The organism is Chryseobacterium sp. CS2K3 (assembly GCF_059515185.1).
On record NZ_JCAKRW010000004.1, the window covers coordinates 220,298 to 242,338 of the forward strand.

Annotated in this window: 22 protein-coding genes and 1 pseudogene; 21 read left to right on the plus strand and 2 right to left on the minus strand. The window is 33.8% G+C overall.

Annotation, left to right across the window (positions count from 1 at the left end; translation table 11 throughout):
* The first annotated feature begins 54 nt into the window (after positions 1 to 54).
* The 3 genes from AC5YGG_RS08405 to AC5YGG_RS08415 all read left to right on the plus strand — a co-directional run bounded on the left by AC5YGG_RS08405 (position 55) and on the right by AC5YGG_RS08415 (position 2,113).
* Positions 55 to 711, plus strand: coding sequence for an outer membrane beta-barrel protein (locus AC5YGG_RS08405; RefSeq protein ID WP_496144075.1), 657 nt, complete (start codon positions 55 to 57; stop codon positions 709 to 711).
* Between the two features lie 78 nt (positions 712 to 789).
* Positions 790 to 1,440 carry a porin family protein gene (locus tag AC5YGG_RS08410; protein ID WP_496144076.1) on the plus strand — a complete coding sequence of 217 codons (651 nt, stop codon included), beginning with the start codon at positions 790 to 792 and terminating at the stop codon, positions 1,438 to 1,440.
* Positions 1,441 to 1,456: 16 nt separating this feature from the next.
* Complete coding sequence (locus AC5YGG_RS08415; protein WP_496144077.1) at positions 1,457 to 2,113, plus strand: OmpW family outer membrane protein; 657 nt, start codon at positions 1,457 to 1,459, stop codon at positions 2,111 to 2,113.
* 80 nt (positions 2,114 to 2,193) lie between these two features.
* On the opposite strand, the gene ffh is transcribed toward AC5YGG_RS08415, so the two are convergent.
* A complete protein-coding gene (gene ffh / locus AC5YGG_RS08420; protein WP_123856077.1) occupies positions 2,194 to 3,555 on the minus strand; it encodes a signal recognition particle protein in 1,362 nt (453 codons plus the stop codon).
* A gap of 397 nt (positions 3,556 to 3,952) precedes the next feature.
* Positions 3,953 to 4,543, minus strand: a complete 591-nt coding sequence (locus AC5YGG_RS08425) for a DUF6624 domain-containing protein (RefSeq protein WP_496144078.1) — start codon at positions 4,541 to 4,543, stop codon at positions 3,953 to 3,955.
* 83 nt (positions 4,544 to 4,626) lie between these two features.
* On the opposite strand from AC5YGG_RS08425, the pseudogene AC5YGG_RS08430 reads away from it, so the two are divergent.
* The 18 genes and pseudogenes from AC5YGG_RS08430 to AC5YGG_RS08515 form a co-directional block, all read left to right on the plus strand.
* Positions 4,627 to 4,914 (plus strand): annotated as a pseudogene (locus AC5YGG_RS08430) (transposase family protein); the annotation flags it as partial.
* Positions 4,915 to 5,542: 628 nt separating this feature from the next.
* On the plus strand, positions 5,543 to 6,670 hold the full coding sequence (atpB, locus tag AC5YGG_RS08435; RefSeq protein WP_496144079.1) for a F0F1 ATP synthase subunit A: 1,128 nt from the start codon (positions 5,543 to 5,545) through the stop codon (positions 6,668 to 6,670).
* A gap of 51 nt (positions 6,671 to 6,721) precedes the next feature.
* On the plus strand, positions 6,722 to 6,940 hold the full coding sequence (locus AC5YGG_RS08440) for an ATP synthase F0 subunit C (RefSeq protein ID WP_034681712.1): 219 nt from the start codon (positions 6,722 to 6,724) through the stop codon (positions 6,938 to 6,940).
* A gap of 101 nt (positions 6,941 to 7,041) precedes the next feature.
* A complete protein-coding gene (locus AC5YGG_RS08445; protein ID WP_045497327.1) occupies positions 7,042 to 7,536 on the plus strand; it encodes a F0F1 ATP synthase subunit B in 495 nt (164 codons plus the stop codon).
* 2 nt (positions 7,537 to 7,538) lie between these two features.
* Positions 7,539 to 8,078, plus strand: a complete 540-nt coding sequence (gene atpH / locus AC5YGG_RS08450) for an ATP synthase F1 subunit delta (protein WP_065394237.1) — start codon at positions 7,539 to 7,541, stop codon at positions 8,076 to 8,078.
* Positions 8,079 to 8,094: 16 nt separating this feature from the next.
* Positions 8,095 to 9,672, plus strand: a complete 1,578-nt coding sequence (atpA, locus tag AC5YGG_RS08455; RefSeq protein ID WP_496144080.1) for a F0F1 ATP synthase subunit alpha — start codon at positions 8,095 to 8,097, stop codon at positions 9,670 to 9,672.
* Between the two features lie 76 nt (positions 9,673 to 9,748).
* Positions 9,749 to 10,612: an ATP synthase F1 subunit gamma gene (atpG, locus tag AC5YGG_RS08460; protein ID WP_496144081.1), complete on the plus strand. Its 864-nt coding sequence runs from the start codon at positions 9,749 to 9,751 to the stop codon at positions 10,610 to 10,612.
* 270 nt (positions 10,613 to 10,882) lie between these two features.
* A complete protein-coding gene (locus AC5YGG_RS08465; protein ID WP_496144082.1) occupies positions 10,883 to 12,241 on the plus strand; it encodes a hemolysin family protein in 1,359 nt (452 codons plus the stop codon).
* A gap of 11 nt (positions 12,242 to 12,252) precedes the next feature.
* Entirely contained in the window at positions 12,253 to 12,558 is a 306-nt protein-coding gene (locus AC5YGG_RS08470; protein WP_496144083.1) for an ATP-dependent Clp protease adaptor ClpS, read from the plus strand.
* A 497-nt stretch (positions 12,559 to 13,055) separates the two neighbouring features.
* Positions 13,056 to 13,670 carry a uridine kinase gene (gene udk / locus AC5YGG_RS08475; RefSeq protein WP_496144084.1) on the plus strand — a complete coding sequence of 205 codons (615 nt, stop codon included), beginning with the start codon at positions 13,056 to 13,058 and terminating at the stop codon, positions 13,668 to 13,670.
* A 5-nt stretch (positions 13,671 to 13,675) separates the two neighbouring features.
* A complete protein-coding gene (locus tag AC5YGG_RS08480) occupies positions 13,676 to 14,032 on the plus strand; it encodes an FtsB family cell division protein (protein WP_068943509.1) in 357 nt (118 codons plus the stop codon).
* Between the two features lie 105 nt (positions 14,033 to 14,137).
* On the plus strand, positions 14,138 to 15,301 hold the full coding sequence (locus tag AC5YGG_RS08485; RefSeq protein ID WP_496144085.1) for a methylmalonyl-CoA mutase family protein: 1,164 nt from the start codon (positions 14,138 to 14,140) through the stop codon (positions 15,299 to 15,301).
* Positions 15,302 to 15,696: 395 nt separating this feature from the next.
* Complete coding sequence (locus tag AC5YGG_RS08490; RefSeq protein WP_496144086.1) at positions 15,697 to 16,842, plus strand: class I SAM-dependent methyltransferase; 1,146 nt, start codon at positions 15,697 to 15,699, stop codon at positions 16,840 to 16,842.
* Positions 16,843 to 16,970: 128 nt separating this feature from the next.
* On the plus strand, positions 16,971 to 17,246 hold the full coding sequence (locus AC5YGG_RS08495) for a hypothetical protein (RefSeq protein WP_496144087.1): 276 nt from the start codon (positions 16,971 to 16,973) through the stop codon (positions 17,244 to 17,246).
* 169 nt (positions 17,247 to 17,415) lie between these two features.
* Positions 17,416 to 18,795 (plus strand): dipeptidase, encoded by a 1,380-nt coding sequence (locus tag AC5YGG_RS08500; RefSeq protein ID WP_496144088.1) that lies wholly within the window; start codon positions 17,416 to 17,418, stop codon positions 18,793 to 18,795.
* Between the two features lie 243 nt (positions 18,796 to 19,038).
* Complete coding sequence (locus tag AC5YGG_RS08505; protein WP_496144089.1) at positions 19,039 to 19,956, plus strand: T9SS type A sorting domain-containing protein; 918 nt, start codon at positions 19,039 to 19,041, stop codon at positions 19,954 to 19,956.
* A gap of 260 nt (positions 19,957 to 20,216) precedes the next feature.
* On the plus strand, positions 20,217 to 21,107 hold the full coding sequence (locus tag AC5YGG_RS08510) for a choice-of-anchor J domain-containing protein (protein ID WP_496144090.1): 891 nt from the start codon (positions 20,217 to 20,219) through the stop codon (positions 21,105 to 21,107).
* A gap of 79 nt (positions 21,108 to 21,186) precedes the next feature.
* The gene (locus tag AC5YGG_RS08515; protein ID WP_496144091.1) at positions 21,187 to 21,894 is read left to right on the plus strand and encodes an SDR family oxidoreductase; all 708 of its coding nucleotides are present in this window, start codon (positions 21,187 to 21,189) and stop codon (positions 21,892 to 21,894) included.
* Positions 21,895 to 22,041 lie beyond the last annotated feature (147 nt).

Here is a 22,041-nt window from a genome sequence, read left to right on the forward strand (position 1 = left end):
TATTACTGCGGACGATGGTAAATTTGCCCTCAGAAAGTATTAAAAATTTTTAAAATGAAAAAAGTATTATTAGCGGGTGCTGTTGCACTTTTTGGTTTATCAAACGCTCAAATTGCTAAAGGAACTACATATTTATCAGGATCAGTTGGTTACTCTCAAGAAGAAACTAACAACGGAAATTCTAAAGATGAGAATTTCAATGTATTGCCTACAGTTGGATACTTTGTAAACACTAACTTAGCAATTGGTTTAGGAGTTGGATACAAGACATCAAAATCGACTGAAACGTCTACTTTAACATTGCCAGGTTCAACTACTGTTAGCGAAGATATCACTAAAAAACCAGCTTTTGTTGTTGCTCCATTTGTAAGAAAATATTGGACTTTATCTGAGAAATTATATATCTTCGGTCAATTAGCTGTACCAATGGAATTTGGTAAAACTAAAATCGAAAATAATGATGTAACTACTGCAGGAAACTCTACAATTACTAACTCTACTTCTACTGAAGCTAAATATACTCAGATTGGTGTTACTGTTAAGCCAGGTTTAGATTATTTCTTAAATAAAAACTGGTCTATCGAAGCTACTATCGGTGAGTTTGGTTACAACAACTATAAGCCAAAAGATGGTGATGCTACAAACAACTACAACTTTGGATTAAAGTTATCTTCAGTAACTTTCGGAGTTAAATATGTATTTGCAAAATAATAAACAAAACATATAGCAAAAAGCCCTGAGATCTCTCGGGGCTTTTTTGTATTTTTGGAAACTTTTTTAATAATAATCATGAAAAAAATCTTACTAGCATCTGCTATTGTTCTATTTGCAGGGCTTAATGCACAAACAAAATTCGGCGTAAAGGCTGGATATTCTCTATCAACATTGAATACTAATGACGATAATTTTGAAATCGGAGGTATCAAAGCCAGTATGGAATCAAAATCTGGTTTCTATATTGGAGGATTGGTTGAACATAAAATCAATAATAAATTTGCATTACAAGGAGAGTTAGAGTACGCTAATCTTGGAGGTAAAGCTGTTGTGAAAGCTTATGGTGTTACAGTAACGGAAAAATTAAACTTTAACAGAATCGTGATTCCTGTGTCTGCGAGATACTACGCTACTCCGGAATTAGGACTTTATGCAGGTCCATATGTAAGCTTTAGAACGAATACAAAAGTGAAAATGGAGGTGAGTGGAGCGCCATCAAACCCAGAAGCTCTACATGAAGGAGAAAAGTACCTTGAAAAAACTTTTGATGATAATCTTAAGTCTACGGAGTTCGGTTTGTTCCTTGGTGCTGATTATAACGTTTATAAAGGCTTTTTTGTAGACGCACGTTACAGCTTTGGACTTACTAATATGATTAAAAATCCTGTAGATGGAGAAAAACTAAAGATGAATTTCCTTCAAATTGGAGTAGGATATAAATTTTAATAAAATTCATATAATAATGAAAAAACTATTATTGACAGGCACAATAGCACTTTTCGGACTTTCTAATGCTCAAATGACTAAAGGTGACTGGGTAATCAGTGGAAACACAGGAATGGGTTTTAACAACAGTACAACCACAGAAAAAGTAGAAGGTAAGTCTACTGAGAGTCCAAAAGTAAATACATTTTCAATTACGCCTTCTGTAGGATATTTCGTCATTGATAAATTAGCCGTTGGTATCGATTTGGGATATGTAAATACTACTACGAAATACGATGGGGCTAAATTTACAAATTCCAGATTTTCTGTAATGCCTACAGCAACTTATTATTTTACTAATTCCAGTAAGCTGGTGCCATTTTTGGGAGCAGGGATAGGTTACGCATCAAATAAAGAAAAGACTTCTTTTAGTGGGATGAGAAATGGAACTTTTGACCCACTTCTTGTACAGGATACAGAGATAACTAAAGGTGGTTTAGCGTGGAAAGTAAGAGGAGGAGTAACTTATATGGTAACTCAGTCTTTAGGAATTAATTTAGGCGTTTCTTATGATCAGTTTTCAAGTAAAGAAACTATTATGAATAAAGAATTTAAGACAAACATTAATACTTTCGGTGTGAACGTTGGTTTTTCTTATTTTATTAAAGGTAATGGGCAGAAATCTGATAAATAGTTAGATTACTTAAATAAAAAACAAAAAAAATCCGGCTCAATTCTGAGTCGGATTTCATATTTATAGCTGATGTTTTTGAATTATTTTCCAAACATTCCGCCCATTCCAGGCATATTTGGCATTTTGCTCATCATCTGCATCATTTGCTTTCCTTGAGGTCCCTGCATCATCTTCATCATTTTACCCATTTGATCGAATTGTTTCATCAATTGGTTTACATCTTCAATCTTTCTTCCTGCTCCTCTTGCAATCCTGTTCTTTCTCTGAGTATTGATAATAGAAGGTTTTCTTCTTTCTTCAGGCGTCATAGAGTAGATAATTGCTTCAATGTGCTTAAATGCATCGTCGCTGATCTCCACGTCTTTAATTGCTTTTCCAACCCCGGGAATCATCCCCATCAAGTCCTTCATGTTACCCATCTTCTTGATCTGGTTGATTTGCTTAAGGAAATCATCAAAACCGAATTCGTTTTTAGCGATTTTCTTATGAAGTTTTTTAGCTTCTTCCTCATCAAACTGCTCCTGAGCTCTTTCTACTAAGGAAACAACGTCTCCCATTCCTAAGATTCTGTCCGCCATCCTTTCCGGGTAGAAAAGGTCTAAAGCTTCCATTTTTTCTCCTGTAGAGATGAATTTGATTGGTTTTTCAACAACAGAACGGATCGTTAAAGCAGCACCCCCTCTTGTATCACCATCTAATTTAGTAAGAACAACCCCGTCAAAATTTAATGCATCGTTGAATGCTTTAGCAGTATTCACGGCATCCTGACCTGTCATGGAATCCACTACAAAAAGTGTTTCCTGTGGCTTGATGAAATAATGTACGGATTTGATCTCGTTCATCATCTGCTCATCAATCGCTAGACGACCTGCTGTATCCACAATTACTACATCGTGATTGTTTGCTTTGGCAAAATTAATCGCGTTTTCAGCAATCGTAGACGGATTGGTAGCACCTTCTTCAGTATAAACCGGAACGTTAATCTGTCCTCCCAATACTTTCAGCTGATCAATTGCCGCAGGACGATAAACGTCACAAGCTACCAATAAAGGTTTTTTATTTCTTTTTGTTTGTAAATAATTAGCAAGTTTTCCTGAGAAAGTAGTCTTACCAGAACCCTGAAGACCGGCAATAAGGATTACAGATGGTTTTCCGGAAAGATTGATGCCTTCCTGAGAACCTCCCATTAGGTCTACAAGCTCATCATGAACGATTTTTGTCATCAACTGCCCTGGTGTAAGGGAAGTAAGAACGTTTTCGCCTAACGCTTTATCCTGAACTCTTTTAGTAAGATCCTTTGCAACTTTATAGTTAACGTCGGCATCTACCAATGCTCTACGGATTTCCTTTACGGTTTCCGCTACATTGATTTCGGTAATTTTTCCACGTCCGGAAATATTATGTAATGCCTTATCTAATTTATCCTGTAAACTATTAAACATATTTATTGTAAATTATAGGTTTGCAAAAATAAGGAATTTTTAAGAAACCTGAGTATGATCGACTTAATATTATAAGGATTTGATTAAAGTTGGAAGCAGGAAGCGGGGAGAAGGGAGGTTGTATGAGTCAATAAAATGAAATGTGTTTGTTTTAAGTACTGCTATTATATAGTTTCTAAAGTATTTTTATAATCGTTGGAAGCAGGAAGCGGGGAGAGAAAATTTTTTAAGTTCGATAAAAATAAATAAGACTATCTACCCATTGTGTATTATTAGTGCAAAGAAATAAGTCGTTCATTCAATTGAAAATCAGTAAATTGTTTTTGCTACAAAACTTTACAATGAACAATTTAATTGCAAATTACGAAAGAATTTTACGTGATTATATGTTGTGTTGTTAATTCGGATTGAACTGAAGATTGAAATTCTTTAAATAATCCTCTATTGGTTCCATTCCCATTTCTTTTCTTCTTTCGTTCACAGTTTCAGGATTTTCTAATTTATACAATTTACCATTTTCTATTTGTGAACCATATATTTGAGGTTTTCCTTCGTCCATTAGAATCCTATCTTTCATCAATGCGTATTGTTGTTTAGATAAGTCTCCATTTTTAACCGCTTTCTCTATTTGTGGAAAATACTTTTTTCTGATTTCTTGAGTACTATGTTGCAATCCCAACCAGATTGCATCCATTTGTTTTTGATCCACCTCCTTTAATGTTGGCATACCACACTTTTCAATAATGCTAATCACTAATTCTTTATTCCTATGGTCTTCTTTAGCGTATTTGATGAGTTCATTTGATTTTCTAATCCTTTGGTCACTTTCTAAAACTTCGCTCAAGATTTGACGTTTTTTGCTGCAATCGACTTCAATAATATCTATTGAACCTACATAGACAAATTTATCCTTATTCATATAAAGGAATATTGATATCATTAAAACAAGAGCGGCTAATATGCTAAATAATATTTTTTTTATTTTCATTTCTATTTTTGTGTCATATTCGAAATAGATTGACCATTTTTGGTTAAAAATTAATCGTAAAAATAGGAATTATTTTTAAGTGTCGGAATAAAATATGTAAGATGAACAGTATTGTTATCTAAACAGAGGTTTTTGCGCATCACAGCAAATGTCTTTTTATGGCTACAAACTTCATGCGGTTTGTTCTGTGAACGCTAAGTCCGGCATCTATTCATAATATTCACTTTTTGAAGGACATTAAAGAGCAGTTGTCTGATTGTATCTTGCTTGTTAATAAAGAGCATCTCTCATCAGAGGCACAGGTAGATTTGTTTAATTATGCTAATATTACCTTTGGAACTCCGAAAAGAATCAACCAAAAAGACTACAGAGATTACAGCTCTTACAATTGTTCAATTTATTAATAAAAACTATCTAAACAAAAAAATCAACAATCTAAAATCAAGTATATTTTAAAATGTACAACGAGTAAGACTATTTATTAATAATATATGTTTAAGATTAAGCACTCCAGACTATTTTAAATAAAAAACAAGTTGAATTGCGGTTTTGTAGAATAGTAACTTCCATCATCCAGCTCCCAGCTTCCATCCTTATAATATAGAAGAATCCTTTTGTTTCAAAAATTATAATCCTATTTTTGCAGCATGAATTTTCTTGACAGTTTTATTATTGTGGCATTGGCTGTTGTTTTTAATACAGCAGTGTATATAATATTTAAAAAGTTTCTTTACAAAAGACAGGATGCAGCCCTTAAGTTTCTCACTGTGAATATCCCTAAAGATATTATCTGGCTGCTTATTTCACTTCTTATTATAGATAAAACGAAAGAAAATTTTCTGTTTTTGCTTGCATGCTTTATTATAGCATCATTCCTTATATATTTACCTATAATAAAACTCATTAATAAATCTTGATTTTTTTGATGATAAAAATCAATTTTTAGTATTGGTAAAGTTTAATAAAATCGATATATTTGCACACGATTAAAAAAGAGATATGAACAGAAAAATTTCTTCGTTATTTTTCGCGTTTTTGTTTGTGTTTATTAGCAGTTTAGCTGCTGCACAGCACGAAACTGAAGGGGAAAAAGTAGCTGAAAAAGTAGAGCATAAAGAAGCGAAAGATGGCTTCAATGCGACTAAAGTGATCATGGAGCACATCGGTGATTCTAATGAATGGCATTTATGGACTTCAAAAGATGACAGTGGTGAAGAGCATCACGTTTCTATCCCTTTGCCTGTTATTATTAAGGATAACCAAGGGTGGCACACTTTCCTTTCAAGCAGTATTGCTCACGGACATGAACACGATGGATATACTTTAGAAGAAGGACAGGTAGTTTCTACTAAAGGTGTTGAAAAAGCTACATTGTTCTCAATCATCAGTGGAAAACAAAAATCAAACGAAGTGTTTTTTGATCTTTCAATTACAAAAAACGCAGCTTCAATGTTATTGTCAGTAATTTTTATGGCGGTAGTGTTCATAGGAATGGCAAGAAACTATAAAACTTCACAACTTCCAAAAGGACTTGGGAAAGTTTTAGAACCGGTAATTGTGTTTATCAGAGACGAGGTGGCTATTCCAAACATCGGGTCTGTTAAGTATAAAAGATATATGCCTTATTTATTAACTGCATTTTTCTTTATCTGGGTTAACAACCTTTTTGGATTAATTCCTTTCTTCCCTTTTGGGGCTAACCTTACAGGTAATATCGCTATCACAGCAGTATTAGCTATTATTACCTTATTAATTACATTATTCAGTGCGAATAAAGATTACTGGAAACACATCTTTATGCCGCCGGTTCCAATCTTATTGTACCCAATCATGGTTCCAATCGAGATTATCGGAATCTTTACAAAGCCTTTCGCTTTAATGATGCGACTTTTCGCTAACATCACTGCGGGACACATTATGATCTTGGCGATCATTTCATTGATCTTCATTTTCAAATCTCCACTATTAGGATTTGCATCTGTACCATTAGCATTATTCGTTTCAGTATTGGAATTATTAGTTGCTGCACTTCAGGCGTATATCTTTACTGTATTATCTGCCTTATTTATTGGTATCGCAGTTGCAGAACACGAACATGAGCACGGTCACGAAGAACACGCTCACTAATTAAAAGAAAGAATTTAAAAATAATTTTTTAACTAATATAATTTATTTATTATGGATTTATCAACAGGAACAGGTTTAGTTTACGTAGGTATCGGTTTAGCAGTACTAGGTGTAGGTCTAGGTATCGGTAAAATCGGTGGTCATGCAATGGACGCTATCGCTAGACAGCCAGAACAAGCTGGTAAGATTCAAGGAGCAATGCTTATTGCTGCAGGTCTTATTGAAGGTGCTGGTCTTATCGCGATCATCTTTGGTGCTTTCATCAAGTAATCTATCCTCAAAAAACATTCTTAGCAGTAAAGCGGTTGGCTGCTGCTAAGAATTTTAAAAAACAATCCATAAAATAACATTTAAAAAAAGAATTTACAGATATGGGAATTATTGAACCTGGAATTGGACTTTTGTTTTGGATGACCCTTACTTTTGTTATCCTATTATTTCTTCTAGCTAAATTCGCTTGGAAACCAATCGTAAATGCAGTTAATGAAAGAGAAACTTCTATCGTTGATGCATTGAACCAAGCTAAATTGGCTAAAAAAGAGATGGAAGATCTTAAAGCAGACAACGAAAGAATCATTCGTGAAGCTAAAATCGAAAGAGACGCTATCCTTAAAGAAGCTAGAGAAATTAAAGACAGAATCGTAGGTGAAGCTAAAGATGTTGCTAAAGCTGAAGGAGATAAACTTATCGAAGCTGCTAAGCAAACAATCAACGCTGAGAAAAATGCTGCAATGGCAGACATCAAAACTCAAATCGGTGCTTTATCTGTAAACATTGCAGAATCTATCTTGAAACAAAAGTTAGATAACACGGAAGCTCAAAACGAATTAGTTCAAAATTATATCAACAAATCTAACCTTAACTAAGAATGCTTACATCTAAAGTAGCGAAAAGATACGCACAGGGTTTACTTGATTTCACGAATGAATCAGGTCAGACAGCTGCCGTATTTTCTGAAATGAAAGATGTAGTGAAGATTATGATTGAATCTAAGGATTTGAACAAATTCTTCCTTACCCCTTACATTGATGCAAAAAAGAAAATAGAGGTGGCAAACGAAATTTTCAAAGGTTTATCAGCATCTTCCCAGAATTTGATCAGATTGGTAATTAAGCACGGACGTGAAAACCAACTAAAAAATATCGCTCAGGAATTTATCAACAAAGTTGAAGATATCAACGGAGTACAAAGAGTTACTTTAACTACAGCAACTCAGCTTTCCAAAGAGAATATTGATCAAATCCTAAGATCTACCAACTTGGTAAATGCAAACTCAAACTTCGATTTGAAAGTAAACATCAACCAGGATATTTTAGGTGGATACATCCTAAGAGTAGGAGACCAGCAGGTAGACGCGTCTGTGAAGACAAAATTGAACCAAGTTAAAAAAGATTTCCAATTAAATTAAGAAAAACAACCATACAATGGCAGAAATAAATCCGGCAGAAGTATCTGCGATCTTAAAACAGCAATTGGCCAACTTCGATACTCAATCAAACGTTGAGGAAGTAGGTACAGTTTTAACCATCGGTGATGGTATTGCTCGTGTATACGGGTTAGAAAACGTACAATACGGAGAGTTGGTGAAATTTTCTAGTGATGTAGAAGGTATTGTACTTAACCTTGAAGAAGACAACGTAGGTGTTGCTTTATTAGGTGAAAGTAAATTAGTAAAAGAAGGGGATACAGTAAGAAGAACAAACAGAATCTCTTCTATCAAAGTAGGAGAAGGTATGTTAGGAAGAGTAGTAGATACTCTTGGTAACCCTATCGATGGTAAAGGTCCTATCACAGGAGATTTATACGAAATGCCGTTAGAAAGAAAAGCTCCCGGAGTTATCTTCAGACAACCGGTAACTGAGCCTTTACAGTCTGGTATCGTTGCAATTGATGCGATGATCCCTGTAGGAAGAGGACAGAGAGAGCTTATCATTGGTGACAGACAAACAGGTAAAACTACTGTTGCAATCGATACGATCATCAACCAAAAAGAATTCTTTGATGCTGGTCAGCCAGTATATTGTATATATGTTGCTATCGGTCAGAAAGCTTCTACTGTAGCACAAATCGTTAAAACTCTTTCTGATAAAGGAGCTTTAGCTTATACTGTAATTGTTGCGGCTAACGCATCAGATCCAGTTCCAATGCAGGTATATTCTGCAATGGCAGGAGCTTCTATTGGTGAGTTCTTCAGAGACACTGGTAGACCAGCGCTTATCGTTTATGATGATTTATCTAAACAAGCTGTTGCTTACCGTGAGCTTTCTCTACTATTGAGAAGACCACCGGGTCGTGAAGCTTACCCTGGAGACGTTTTCTATCTTCACTCAAGACTATTGGAAAGAGCTGCAAAAGTAATTGCTGACGATAACATCGCTAGACAAATGAATGACTTACCAGAGTCTCTTAAGCCAATCGTGAAAGGTGGTGGTTCATTAACTGCTCTTCCAATCATCGAAACTCAGGCAGGTGACGTTTCTGCGTATATCCCAACTAACGTAATCTCTATTACAGACGGACAGATCTTCTTGGAGTCTGATCTATTCAACTCAGGGGTTCGTCCTGCGATCAACGTAGGTATCTCTGTATCGAGAGTAGGAGGTAACGCTCAGATCAAATCAATGAAAAAAGTTTCTGGTACTCTTAAATTAGACCAGGCTCAATATAAAGAACTAGAAGCGTTTGCTAAATTTGGTTCTGACCTTGATGCTTCTACTTTAGCAGTAATCTCTAAAGGAGAAAGAAACGTAGAAATCCTTAAGCAGCCGGTAAATGCACCACTTCCTGTAGAAAGTCAGGTAGCAATTGTATACGCTGGAACAGAAAACTTAATGAGAAACGTTCCATTGAACAAGATTAAAGAATTCCAACACGAATATATCGAGTTCCTAAGATCTAAGCACCCTGATACTATGGCTGCTATCAAAGCTGGAAAAATCGATAACGATATTACAGGTGTTCTTAAGCAGGCAGCTAACGATTTAGCTTCTAAATACAACTAAAAAAATTCAATGTTTAAGGTTTAAAATGTAAGTTTTAAGCCTTAAACTTTAGACCTTAAACTTTGAACCCAAATTAATGGCAAACTTAAAAGAAATACGAGGCAGAATTACGTCAATTTCATCTACGATGCAGATTACACGTGCTATGAAGATGGTTTCCGCTGCGAAACTTAAAAAAGCACAGGACGCAATCGTAATGTTAAGACCTTATTCTGAAAAACTACAGGAGCTTATCCAGAATGTAAATTCTAGCTCTGATCCTGATCAGATTTCTGTATATGCTCAGAAAAGAGAGGTTAAAAGAATACTTTTCATCGCTGTTACTTCAAACAGAGGTCTTGCGGGAGCTTTTAACTCTTCAATCGTAAAAGAGCTTAACCAGCAGTTTCAGAACAATTCTCAATATGAGATTGAAGTTCTTCCTGTAGGTAAAAAAGTATATGATGCTGTAAGAAGAAACCGTTCAGTATATACTAATGGAAGTTCTGTTTATGATAATTTAAACTTTGATTCTGTTGCTCATATTACTGAAGGAGTAATGACTAGCTTCAAAGAAGGTAAATTTGACGAAGTTTATGTTATCTATAACAAATTCGTTAATGCTGCTACTCAAGAAGTAACTACAGAACAACTTCTTCCAATCTCAATGCCTGAAACTACAGAACCACAGGTGGAAACAGATTATATCTTTGAACCTAACAGAGCAGAGATCTTGGATAACTTGATTCCAAAGTCTATCAAAACTCAGGTTTTCAAAGCAATCTTAGATTCAGTAGCATCTGAGCACGGAGCAAGAATGACCGCAATGCACAAAGCAACAGATAATGCTCAAGCTTTAAAGAATGATCTAGTGATCTTCTACAACAAAGCAAGACAAGCTGCAATTACCAATGAAATTTTGGAAATTGTTTCAGGAGCAGAAGCTTTGAAAAATTCGTAAAGAATTATTTTAACATACAATCCAAAAGCATCGATATTATCGATGCTTTTTTGTTGTGTAAAGTCCAAAAAACTCATTTAACACTCAAAATATCTCTTTATATTAGAAAAACATATTACGTATCCAAATATTTTTTTAATTCTAAAATAGGTAGGTTTTAGAAGGTGAAAATTCTTCAAAAAAAATCCTTTATTGAAATAATCTATCCCCGATTCAGGTTATTTATATTTTGCATATCTTTGTAGCTAATATAATTTATACAACTTTTAAATGGACTCGGACATAGTCAGGCTTTTGCTGGCCTTATTTCTTGTTTTACTAAATGGCTTCTTCGTAGCCGCAGAATTTTCAATTGTTAAAGTTCGTTATTCTCAAATTCAACTTAAAGCTGCAGAAGGGGATTCTATGGCAAAGCAGGCAGAACATATCATCAAGCATTTGGATGAATATCTTTCCGCTACACAATTAGGTATTACGTTGGCTTCCCTTGCCCTGGGTTGGGTAGGAGAGAGCGCTCTTCATCATATCGTTGAAAATATTTTTCATTCACTTAATATAAATATGAGTCAGGCTACCATCACTTCGGTAGCATTGATAATAAGCTTTGTATTAATTACCATTATGCATATTGTATTTGGAGAGCTTATCCCTAAATCAATTGCCATCAGAAAATCTGAAGCAACAACAATGGCAACAGCGGTTCCATTGAGAGTTTTCTACACGATTTTTAAACCTTTTATCTGGTTGATGAACTCAATGTCTAACGGTTTTTTAAGACTTGTAAAAATCCATCCGGCATCTGAACAGGAGATTCACTCTACAGAAGAACTACAGCTTTTGGTAAAACAAAGTGCGGACAGTGGTGAAATTGAGGAAGAGAACTATGAAATTATCAAAAACGCATTTGATTTTACAGATCACTCTGCGAAACAGATCATGGTTCCAAGACAAAACATAACATCAATTGACTTTGAAGAAGATATCAACGAAATTATCAACAAAATTATGGACAGCGGATATTCCCGTATTCCTGTTTATCTTGATTCTATTGATAATGTAATAGGTATTTTCTATACAAAAGAAATTATCAGAGAATATGTAAAAAGGAAAGGAGCTTTAGATCATGAAGATCTTAAAGACCTAATGCGTGATGCCTTTTTCGTGGTGGAAAGTAAGAAAGTTTCAGACTTATTAAAAATTTTCCAACAGAAAAAACAACACCTTGCCATCGTTATTGATGAATTTGGCGGAACTGAAGGTATTATTACCCTTGAGGATATTCTGGAGGAGCTTGTAGGAGAAATTCAGGATGAAGAAGATGAAGAAGAAAAAATTGTTGATAAAATTGCTGATAATACCTATTGGGTACAGGCTACACAGCCTTTGGATGAAATTAATGAATTTTTACCTAAAAAATTACCACTTTCTGAAGAAAGCGAGTATAATTCATTAGCAGGATTTATCCTTTACGAATTGGAAGATATTCCTGAAGAAAACCAGGAATTTGACTTAGATAACTATCATTTCAAGATCCTGAAGATGAACAATAAGAGTGTAGAACTCGTAGAATTGGTTTATCTGGAACCTAATGCTCTTGATAATTTAGCAGACAAAATTGGAGAAGTTTAAAAATAGTTACTATGAATTTTTATAATACTATAAAAGACTACGAAAATCCAAAACGTCAGTATGAAGAAGAAGTTCTTGTGCTGGATGATACGGATGACGTCTACAAACTTGTATTACATAATGATGATATTCACACTTTCGATTATGTAATTGATAGCCTGATCGAGATTTGTAAACATACATTGGAACAGGCAGAACAATGTACAATTCTTGTTCATTACAAAGGCAAATGTACAGTAAAAACAGGCTCATTGGATCTTTTGAAGCCTATGCACGAAAAATTAATTTCACGCGAATTAACAAGTGAAATCGTATAAAAGAAAACCGACCAAACAAAGGGTCGGTTTTTTTGTGAAAATCTTTTAGGAATATTCCATGATAAGTCATTGTCATTCCGCTGTAGGAGGAGCTTCATGATTTAAATATTCTAAAATTTATGCCCCAGTTTTCATTTTTCTATAAATTTTTTTATACGGGCGTTCGCAAAATTTCTTAAGTAAAAAATAAAGAATTACACAGAGGCATTAATATTTAGTCAAGGCTTTATAGAGAACATTGCTGAATGAAATGCCTTTGCGAGCAAAAAATATCCATATAATTTTATAAATCCTTTGCGTATCTCTTGCGTTTAAAATAAAAAGACAAACTTTTTTTCTTCAAATCCATCCAATTTTAGGCAATGTCATAATTTTTGAGATTAATTACTTTAAACTCAATATATAAGAATTACCTAATTGCTCAATTTCGCTCCTTTCATTGCCACATTTTATCTAAAATAGTATATTTGTACCAACTATAAAGAAACAAAAAAACAATGCTTGTAATAGGAATTGCCGGTGGGACAGGATCCGGCAAAACTACAGTTGTTGATAAGATACTTCAGCAGCTTGATATCGAAGGAATGAATATCCTTTCTCAGGATAATTATTATCATGACAACCAAGGTCTTACATTGACAGAAAGAGAGGCTCTGAATTATGACCATCCGAAATCAATAGATTTTGAATTATTGATAAAACACGTAAAAGCTTTAAAGAATAATGAGCCTATTGAACAGCCTATTTACAGCTTTGTAACACATTCCAGAACGGGAGATCACGTTACTGTAGAACCTAAAAATGTATTGGTAGTAGAGGGAATTTTGGTTCTTACCAATAAAGAATTATTAAAAGAATTTGATCTGAAAGTATTTGTACATGCAGACTCTGATGAAAGATTAATCAGAAGGATCAGAAGAGATACCCAGGAAAGAGGAAGAGATCTGAGCGAAGTATTACACCGTTATCAGACTACTTTAAAACCAATGCACCAGGAATTCATTGAGCCATCCAAGAATGAGGCTGATCTTATTATCCCGAATATGAGACAGAATTCCGTAGCGATTGATTTTTTAACTACTGTTATTAAAAACTCGTTGAGAAAACATTAAAAAAAATGGAAGAAAATAACCTTATCAAAGACATTCAGCCGAAATCTGAAACATTCAAACTTATCCAAAAATATGTGTTGAATAAGTATACCATTACGATCTGTCTGTTTTTGGTATGGATGATTTTCTTCGACAAAACCTCATTTCTTGTAATTAACGAACTGAATGGTGAGATTCATAAATACGAAGATCAATTGGAGTATTACAAAAAAGAATACGAAAAGAATGATGCCTTCTACAAAAAATTGATGAACAACAAATCAGAGAAAGAAAAGTACGCAAGAGAGAATTATTTTATGAAAAAGCCTAACGAAGAGATCTTTATTCTGGTAGTCGACAGTACAAAAGTCGCTAAGAAATAAAAGAGTGGTAAAGGGCAGTAGTGAATGGTAAATGGGGTATTGATGAAAGCTATTCACTTGCGAGGCAAAATTCACCATCAACAATTCACAATTTAAACAAAACTAATGTCAGATACAGCTACACTTCCAAACTGGGAAAATTTAGTAAAAAAACAGCTTAAAACAGAAGATATTTATCCTATTCTTGAAAAGGAGAACCTTGAAGGGATAGAGGTGAAGCCTTTTTATACAGATGTTAAAAAACCTTTGGTAAATCTGCCAAAAGTTGAAGAAAGTACTCATTTGGTGGCAAGATATCATGAAAGTCTGGAAGAAGAAGTATTTGCCTTTTTACTTGATCAGAATGTTGAAAATCTGGATGAAAAAACCATTTTTATTAACAATAAAGAGCTTGCAGGACATATCAGCCCACAGGAAAATGATCAGTATTTTTCTTTAATTGATGTGTTTAATGAAAAAGAGGCAACTATTGATGATCAGCTGGCAAAAGAATTATTGTCAAAAGAATTCAAAAGAAGCATCTGTGTTGATATTTCACTACATCAGAATGCAGGCGCTGCTATTTATCAGCAGCTTGGTATTGCTTTGGCAAAAACAAAAGAGCTTGTAGAAGCATACGGATCGGAAATACTTAATAAACTGATCTTTAAAATTGCGGTAGGTGGAAATTACTTCTTTGAAATGGCAAAATTAAGAGCCTTTAAAATGGTTTTTAATCAACTTTCAAAAGAATATGGGTTGAATGAAATTCCTTACATATTTGCAGAAACCTCACTTAGAAATAAAGCCATTTCCGACAATGAAAATAACCTGATCCGTTCTACATTGGAGCTGGCTTCAGCAATGATTGGAGGGGCAGATGCCGTTTTTACAAACAATTATCTTGTAGAAAGAAGTACAGATAACTCTGAAGAAATTTCTTTCAAGCAACAGATTGTTCTGGCTTACGAAAGTATTATTAATGTATTCGAGGATGCCGCTAACGGGAGCTATTATGTTGAAGATATTACTCAGCAGATTGCAGAGAAATCTTGGGCTTTATTTGTTGAAATAGAAGAAGCAGGAGGTTACTTGGAGCTCTTAAAACAAGGAATCATTCAAAAAAAGATCTACGAGCAGGCTATTGCTGAGCAACAATGGATAGAAGAAGGGAAAATAAAGCTGATCGGAGTTAATTTATATCCAAAATTAGACGTTAAAAAGGCTATTAATGATCTTTATAACGAAAAAGAAATACAAGCCGTTCGTTGGGCAGAAATGTTTGAATAACCTTTTTAAACCACGGATTACACATATTTTCACAGATGATTATTCATAATATTCTGTGAATTTTTTTATACCATAGGTTTAAAATATAAAACAACTACTGAAAATTGAATTCAGTAAGGTTGATAATGTAAATATCTTAAAACTGACAAATTTAAAATTAGGGCTTTTAGTCAATTTTAATACCGACTATATTGATAAAAGTATTTTTAGAAAAATAAATGGAATGATAGATTAAACCAAGAATAATCATCCGTAAATAGGTGAAGACTGTAAATATTTTAATTTCACCACAGATTACACAAATTTTCACAGATGATTGCGTATAATGTATTGGCTATATATTTTTAATTAACAAAAAACAAAACATAATCATCTGTGTAAATCCGCGAAAATCTGTGGTTAAACTATTAAATAAAAAAGTCCAAGACTATATCAATGCGAATCTAAAAGCAGATTTGCACTCTCTATTGTTAAAAAAATCTCCGTTTCCTGAGGTTTCCATACAGGAAATTGTGCAGCAAATCAAAGGAAAACAAGTAGCAGAAAGAAAATTTCCCTTTTTATTGAAAGAAGGAATTATCTTTCCGCCACAACTCAATATGGAGCAGTCTTCATCTGAAAAAACAGCCCTTTATAAATCAGAAATTTTAAAAGGAAAAAAGTTTATTGACCTTACCAGCGGATTTGGAATTGATGCTTATTATCTGTCTCAAAACTTTGAGGAAGTTACTTTAATAGAGCAGAACACAGAGCTTTTGGAGATTGTAGAGCATAATTGGGGTGCTTTAGGAAGAAAAGCAAGATTTATTAACCGTAAATTAGAAGATTTTCTGAATGAAAACCAAGAATATTTCGATACTGTTTATTTAGATCCGGCTCGAAGAGATCAAAATAAAAATAAGGTCTTTCTTTTAGAAGATCTTTCTCCCAATATTCTTGAAATCCACGAGAATTTATTATCAATATCAGATCAGGTGATTATTAAGCTTTCTCCTTTGATTGATTTGAAGTATCTTGTTTCCGTTCTCCCGAATATTTTCAGAATAGATATTATTGCCCTTAAAAACGATGTAAAAGAAGTCGTAGTCTTTTTGTCTAAAGCAAATAGAAACGGGATTATTTGCAATTGTGTGAACCTTGAGAGCGGAGAATCTGCCTTTAGTTTTACATTTGGAGAAGAAGAAAATGCTCAATCTGAGTATTCCGAACCTGAAAAATTTATTTATATTCCCAATAATTCTATTTTAAAAGCTGGAATCTTTAATTTAATTGCAGAGAAATTCAGGGTAAAAAAATTACACCCCAATACTCATATTTATACTTCTGCTGATAAGAAAGAAGACTTTCCCGGAAGATTTTTTGAAATGGAAGTTGTTGATTCTAAAAACATTAAAAAGAAAGAGCAATTCAATATCATTTCAAAAAACTATCCTTTAAAGCCTGAAGAAATTAAGAAGAAATATGCATTAAAAGATGGCGGAAATAATTACCTTATTTTTACACAATCCAAAAAAGGGAAAATTATTTTAAAATCAGTCTAAAAATGTTGCCGAAAGAAACAGGATTTCTTAATTTTGGGCAATCTAAAATTTAAGCATGAAATTGCACCTTGTTTAGACAAATAGAATAGTGCGATTTTATATGATCATTAAAAAAATAAATTTTACATATGAAAAAATTAGTTATATGTTTAGCGATTGCAACAGTAGCTGTAAGCTGTAAAAAAGTACCGCAGGGAGGAAACAAAGGTACTTTGAAACTTGAAGAAGGAGTAGAAAGATATTCTGACGATGCTCAGGGTGGAGAAGCTCATGCTACACATGAGGCTACTGCTGAACACAAGGAAGAAGCTGCAAAACCAGAAACTGTAGCTCCTAAAACAGATAGTACTGCTGCTGCAAAGCCTACTGAAACCAAAGAAGAGGCTCCAAAAGCTGGACACTAATTATCAGTATACAATATACAATTGCCCTGTACAAGCAGGGCAATTTTTATTTTTAAAAATGACTGTTCCGCTAATTCCGGTGAAATAATCCTCTTCTTTAGAAAATCTATAGGTTTTTGCTTGGTCCAGCGGTGCATTTTTTTTAATTTTAACAAAATAAATTTTTACAATGCAAGAGACATTAAATTACATCAACGAAAACAAGCAGCGTTTCGTAGATGAATTATTTGAGTTATTGAGAATTCCTTCCATTTCTGCAGATCCGGCATATAAAGATGACGTATTAAAATGTGCAGATGTAGTGGCAGCACACCTTAAAAATGCAGGAGCTGATAATGTTGAAGTTTGCCAGACTAAGGGATATCCAATCGTTTTCGGAGAGAAAATTTTAGATAAAAGCTTACCTACAGTATTGGTATACGGACACTATGATGTTCAGCCTGCTGATCCATTAGAATTATGGACAAAACCTCCTTTCGAACCTTATATCGAAAAAACTGAACTTCACCCGGATGGGGCAATCTTCGCAAGAGGTGCTGCTGATGACAAAGGACAGTTCTTTATGCATTTGAAAGCTTTCGAAGCAATGATGAAAACCAATGCTCTTCCTTGCAACGTTAAATTTATCTTAGAAGGTGAAGAAGAAGTGGGATCTGTAAGCTTAGGAGATTGGGTAAATGAAAATAAAGAAAAATTAGCTTGTGACTGTATTTTAATTTCAGATACTCATATTTACAGTAACGAACAACCGACGGTTACAACGGGCTTAAGAGGATTAAGCTATGTAGAAGTAGAGGTAGAGGGTCCAAACAGAGATCTACACTCAGGACTTTACGGTGGCGCAGTTCCAAACCCTATCCACGTTCTTTCAAGAATGATCGCTAATCTGATTGATGAAAACGGTCATATCACTATTGATGGATTCTATGATAACGTAGAAACGGTTTCTGATGCTGAGAGAGCTGAAATGAACAAATTGAAAGACAATCCTGAAGAATTCAAAAAATCAATCGGTTTAAGCAATATTGAAGGAGAAAAAGGATATACAACATTAGAAAGAACATCTATTCGTCCTACTTTAGATTGCAACGGAATTTGGGGTGGTTATACAGGTGAAGGCGCAAAAACAGTAATTCCTTCAAAGGCTTTTGCTAAAATTTCAATGCGTTTGGTTCCTTACCAGACTCCTCAGGAAATCACTGAAAAATTCACAAAATATTTTGAAAAAATTGCTCCGGATACAGTAAAAATTAAAGTAACACCACACCACGGAGGTATGCCTTATGTTTTGCCTACGGATACTAAAGAATTTGCTGCAGCAAAACAGGCAATGGAATCTGCATTCGGAAAAGAAGTCCTTCCATACAGAGGAGGAGGAAGTATTCCAATTACAGCTATGTTTGAGCAGATTTTAGGAGCTAAATCTGTATTAATGGGATTCGGATTGGATTCTGACGCGATTCATTCCCCAAATGAGCACTACGGATTATTTAACTTCTATAAAGGAATTGAAAGTATTCCAATGTTTTTTGAAAATTATTCAAAATAACTATTGAATATTTATAAAATATTTTTACATATCAAGGTGTCTCTTTATGAGATGCCTTTTTTATTGGCTAATTATGATGTGAAAGAAAGTGTTGAATGTGTCTGATATTAGTTTGAATTGAGAGTATTCTAATAGGACTTTAAAAATAAATTCATTGAGAATAAAAGCTTTATTTTTTATTTGAAATAAAATATTTCATCTTTTAGGGAAAGTTTATATTTTTAATACAAACTTGAATTTACCATGAAAAAAATTTACACAATCGCTTTTTCTTTGTTGATGACCTTATGTTTTTCGCAACAAACAGCATCCTTTGAAAGCAATGAAGGATTTACAGAAGGAAATATCCACGGACAGGGAGACTGGATTAGTACTCCTACCGGAGGAATTCCTGAAAATATCACCAATCAAATTATATGTGTTGATCGTGCTACAGATGGAGAACGTTCCCTGAAAATTACAAAAGAACCGGTTTTTGGTACGCAAACAGAGCCTATTATCGGAGCTTTTTATCTTCCGCCAACACCACTTGCATATAATAATTTTTCAGTGTCATTTGATATTAATATGTCACAAATTGGCGGATCCGTTTTTGGTTTTCAGGGGGTAGATAGTATTACTGAGCAGTTTATTGTAAGGGTAGATTTTGATAAAACCGGAGTTATGAAAATATTACGTTCTGTTTCCGGTGTACCACAACTTATCTCAACAGGGCAGACCTGGTCACCAGATACCTGGTATAAAGTAAAGATAGTAGGATCAGCGATGGAAATCAAATACTATTTAAATGAAGTTTTAATTTATACAGATACTGTTGTTAATCCATTAAATATAGATCAATTACGTTTTGTGCATGACAATGCTATAGGAACAGCGTATATTGATAATGTTAAGATTAATAATGAAATAATTCTCTCTGTTAAAGATTCAGCAGCGAAAAGTGAGAAGCTTAGTTTGTATCCCAATCCTGTTGAAGATTATCTCCATGTAAAATCGAAATCTAAGCTTGATGAAGTTGAAATTTTTAATTTGCATGGACAGAAAATTGATATAATTTATACAGATAATATGATAAATGTAAAAAAACTTCAACCCAATGTGTATGTTATAAAAACGGTAATTGATGGTGAAGTTTATTATCAAAAATTTATAAAAAAATAATTTTATTGTAATAGTCTAAATATAGGCGTTTTCTTAGAAAACGCCTATATTCTTATGTTTTTTAATATATAACACTTGTAACCTTTTAAGTAGTTTTTTTGTTTATTATGTATTTATTATTGCTTATTTTTGATATATTTTTAATTTTAAGTTTTTGCGTATTTTCATGTTTTAAATTGTTTTAAATTAATTTTTTTAATGAATTTGCTTTTTTATTTGCATTTAAATTATTAGTTTTACATAAACTAAAAAAAATTATCATGAAGAAAACTTTACTACTGGGTGCATTTTTAGGATTATGCTCTTTAAATGCCCAAACAACAATCTTTGAAGACAGTTTTGAAACTTACACTAATTTTGCAATTAGTAATGTGGGCAACTGGACACTGACGGATGTTGATTTAAAATCAACTTACGGATTCCAAGGTATTACTTTTGCTAACTCAGGTGTAGCAAAGTCATTCCAAGTTTTCAATTCTACAGCTACAACACCAGTGATGACGCCAACAGCTGCATCCAACTGGACTGCAAAAACAGGATCTAAAATGATGGTATGTTTTGCGGCAGGCAGCTCTCCATGGAATAACGACTGGATGATTACTCCGCAAATGCAATTGGGATCATCAGGAAACAATCTTAGTTTCTGGGCAAAGGGATGTGATGCTACTTTTGGGGCAGAAAAATTTAAAGTCCTAGTTTCTACAACTAATACAGCAACGGCAAGTTTTACTGTAATAAGTCCTAATCCTGTTACAACTCCGTCTGATGCAACTTGGCATGAGTATACTTACAATCTGGATGCTTACAGCGGGCAAAATATCTATATTGCTATTCAATGTGTATCACAAGACCAATTTGGATTTGCTGTTGACGATTTCAAAGTTACTACAACAGGAACATTGGCAACATCTGAAGTTTCAAAAGCATCTGCTGCTTCAGTGTCTGTTTTCCCTAATCCTGTTACTGATGTTTTGAATATTAAAGCTAAAGACAAAGTAAACAGCATTGAAATCTATGACATCAGCGGAAGAAAAGTAAATGCAGATTTAGATGGAGATAAAGTAAATGTTAGACATCTGAATCCGGGAAGCTACATTATCAATATTGAAACTAAAGCGGGTAAAACTACCGAGAAATTCATAAAAAAATAATACCTGATAAATCTTAGTATCAGTAAAACGCTCCAATTGGGGCGTTTTTGTTATTTTAGGGAAATAAATTTTAAAGATTATGACAGAGAATAAAACAGCTTATATAACAGGCGGAACAAAAGGGATAGGCTTTGGAATTGCTAAAATTTTGCTTGAAAATGGTATTTCGGTAGCATTTTCAGGGAGAAGAAAAGAAGATGTCATGAAGGCAGAGGAAGATCTTAAACAATACTCAACTCATGTGTTGGGAATTGTATCAGATGTAAGAAGTTTAGAAAGCGAGCAGGAAGCCATAAAATTTGCAGTGGAAAAATTCGGAAGACTGGATTATGTGATTGCCAATGCTGGGCTGGGAATATTTAAACCTGTAGATGAACTTACCGCTGAAGAATGGAATGATATGATAGAAACCAATCTTACAGGTGTTTTTTATACCTTAAAAGCTTCCGTAGAAGAACTGAAGAAAACAGAAGGTTACTATATTACCATTTCAAGTCTTGCAGGCGCAAACTTCTTTGAAAACGGAACAGGTTATAATGCTTCCAAGTTCGGAGTAGTAGGCTTTACACAAGCCGCCATGATTGATTTGAGAAAATATAATATAAAATCTACCGTGATTATGCCAGGATCAGTTGCTACACACTTTAACGGAAATATTCCGTCCGAAAAAGACAATTGGAAGATTCAGCCGGATGATATGGGAAATCTGATATTGGATATTCTGAAGATGAATTCAAGGGTTTTGCCTAGTAAAATTGAGTTTAGAGCAACAAAACCAGCAAAGTAAATACTTCTAATGTATTGAATAATAATTTAGTAAGTATTATGCATGCATAATATATTTTTTATTTATATTAGCAAAAATTAATTCAAACAAAATCTATGCATAAGCCGTCACGATTTTATGCATAAAAGAGAAAAAATAAAAGAGTAC

Bases quoted from the DNA above. Each gene is read 5' to 3' on its own strand.
- AC5YGG_RS08480 (WP_068943509.1), top strand. From the start codon at position 13,676: ATGGAAGAAAATAACCTTATCAAAGACATTCAGCCGAAATCTGAAACA.
- AC5YGG_RS08445 (WP_045497327.1), top strand. From the start codon at position 7,042: ATGGGAATTATTGAACCTGGAATTGGACTTTTGTTTTGGATGACCCTT.
- atpG (WP_496144081.1), top strand. From the start codon at position 9,749: ATGGCAAACTTAAAAGAAATACGAGGCAGAATTACGTCAATTTCATCT.
- AC5YGG_RS08485 (WP_496144085.1), top strand. From the start codon at position 14,138: ATGTCAGATACAGCTACACTTCCAAACTGGGAAAATTTAGTAAAAAAA.
- AC5YGG_RS08415 (WP_496144077.1), top strand. From the start codon at position 1,457: ATGAAAAAACTATTATTGACAGGCACAATAGCACTTTTCGGACTTTCT.
- AC5YGG_RS08510 (WP_496144090.1), top strand. From the start codon at position 20,217: ATGAAGAAAACTTTACTACTGGGTGCATTTTTAGGATTATGCTCTTTA.
- atpH (WP_065394237.1), top strand. From the start codon at position 7,539: ATGCTTACATCTAAAGTAGCGAAAAGATACGCACAGGGTTTACTTGAT.
- atpB (WP_496144079.1), top strand. From the start codon at position 5,543: ATGAACAGAAAAATTTCTTCGTTATTTTTCGCGTTTTTGTTTGTGTTT.
- AC5YGG_RS08470 (WP_496144083.1), top strand. From the start codon at position 12,253: ATGAATTTTTATAATACTATAAAAGACTACGAAAATCCAAAACGTCAG.
- atpA (WP_496144080.1), top strand. From the start codon at position 8,095: ATGGCAGAAATAAATCCGGCAGAAGTATCTGCGATCTTAAAACAGCAA.
- AC5YGG_RS08425 (WP_496144078.1), bottom strand. From the start codon at position 4,543: ATGAAAATAAAAAAAATATTATTTAGCATATTAGCCGCTCTTGTTTTA.
- AC5YGG_RS08410 (WP_496144076.1), top strand. From the start codon at position 790: ATGAAAAAAATCTTACTAGCATCTGCTATTGTTCTATTTGCAGGGCTT.
- AC5YGG_RS08495 (WP_496144087.1), top strand. From the start codon at position 16,971: ATGAAAAAATTAGTTATATGTTTAGCGATTGCAACAGTAGCTGTAAGC.
- udk (WP_496144084.1), top strand. From the start codon at position 13,056: ATGCTTGTAATAGGAATTGCCGGTGGGACAGGATCCGGCAAAACTACA.
- ffh (WP_123856077.1), bottom strand. From the start codon at position 3,555: ATGTTTAATAGTTTACAGGATAAATTAGATAAGGCATTACATAATATT.
- AC5YGG_RS08405 (WP_496144075.1), top strand. From the start codon at position 55: ATGAAAAAAGTATTATTAGCGGGTGCTGTTGCACTTTTTGGTTTATCA.
- AC5YGG_RS08515 (WP_496144091.1), top strand. From the start codon at position 21,187: ATGACAGAGAATAAAACAGCTTATATAACAGGCGGAACAAAAGGGATA.
- AC5YGG_RS08440 (WP_034681712.1), top strand. From the start codon at position 6,722: ATGGATTTATCAACAGGAACAGGTTTAGTTTACGTAGGTATCGGTTTA.
- AC5YGG_RS08505 (WP_496144089.1), top strand. From the start codon at position 19,039: ATGAAAAAAATTTACACAATCGCTTTTTCTTTGTTGATGACCTTATGT.
- AC5YGG_RS08500 (WP_496144088.1), top strand. From the start codon at position 17,416: ATGCAAGAGACATTAAATTACATCAACGAAAACAAGCAGCGTTTCGTA.
- AC5YGG_RS08465 (WP_496144082.1), top strand. From the start codon at position 10,883: ATGGACTCGGACATAGTCAGGCTTTTGCTGGCCTTATTTCTTGTTTTA.